Raw genomic sequence first — 1,018 nt, forward strand, 5'->3', positions numbered from 1 at the left:
TACTAACACCACGTAAGAAGAAGCCTAAATCTTTTTAACTACAATTATTATTTTATTATTTCATTTTTTTTACTCTATTATATCTCTTTTTATTATTACTTATCCTATCCCCTCACTTACTCTTTAAATTTTCTCTATTCCCCCTTCCCCCCCTCCTTTTTTTCTCCTCCTTTCCTTCTTTCTCTCTCTCTTCTTCTCCTTCCTCCCCCCCTTTCTCTTTTCCCTCCTTTTTTCCCCTCCCTCCTCCTCCCTCCTCCCTCCTTTCCCTCCTTTCCCTTCCCCCTTTTTCCCTTTCTTTCTTTTCTCCTTTTCTCTTCCTTTCTTTCTCCCCTCTTCTTCTTTTCCCTTCCTCTTTTCTCTTCTCTTCTTTTTTCCTTTTCTCTTCCCCCCCTCCCTTCTTTCCTTCCCTTTTCCTCCCTCCCTTTTCTTTTCTTTCCTCCCCTTTCTCCCTCCCTTCCCTCTCCCCCCTCCCCCTCCCCCTCCTTTCCCTCTCCCCCTCCCCCTCTCTCCTTTCCTCCCTCCTCCCCCTCTTCTTCTTCCCTTTTTTCCCCTTTTTTTTTCCTTTCTTTTCTTTCTCTTTTTCTTCCCTCCGTCCCTCCTCTCCCCCCCCCTCTTTTCCTCCTTTTTCCTTTCTCTCCTTCTCTTTCTTCTCTCCTTCCTCCTCCCCTTCCTTCCTCCTTCCCTCCCTCCCTTCTTCCCTCTCCCTTTCCCCCTCTCCCTCTCTCCTCTCTCCCCCCTCTTCCCTTTTTTTTCTCCCTTCTCTCTCTTCTCTTCTTCTCTTTTCTTTTTCCCCTTCCTCTTCCTCTTCCTCCTTTCTCCCCTTTTTCTCTTCCCTTCCCCCCTCTCTTTCTTTCTTTTCTCTCCTCTCCTCCCTTCTTCCCTCTTCCCCCTCCCCTCTCCCCTTTCTTTCTTCTCCCCTCCCTCCCCTCTCCCCTTTTTTCCCCTCCCCCTTCCCCTTTTCTCTCTTTTCCTTTTCTTCCCTCCCTCTCCTTTCTCTTTCTTCTCTTCTTTTCCCCTT

The 1,018-nt window shown here is 47.7% G+C and carries 1 protein-coding gene; it reads right to left on the bottom strand.

Translation table 11 applies throughout. The features are described from left to right. Positions 1-123 precede the first annotated feature (123 nt). Positions 124-1,018 (bottom strand): hypothetical protein (locus FHK88_RS14550; protein ID WP_227430931.1); only part of this gene is annotated, 895 nt, incomplete at its 5' end.

Source organism: Psychrobacter sp. I-STPA6b, from assembly GCF_020662265.1.
In the GTDB taxonomy this organism is placed as follows: Bacteria; Pseudomonadota; Gammaproteobacteria; order Pseudomonadales; family Moraxellaceae; genus Psychrobacter.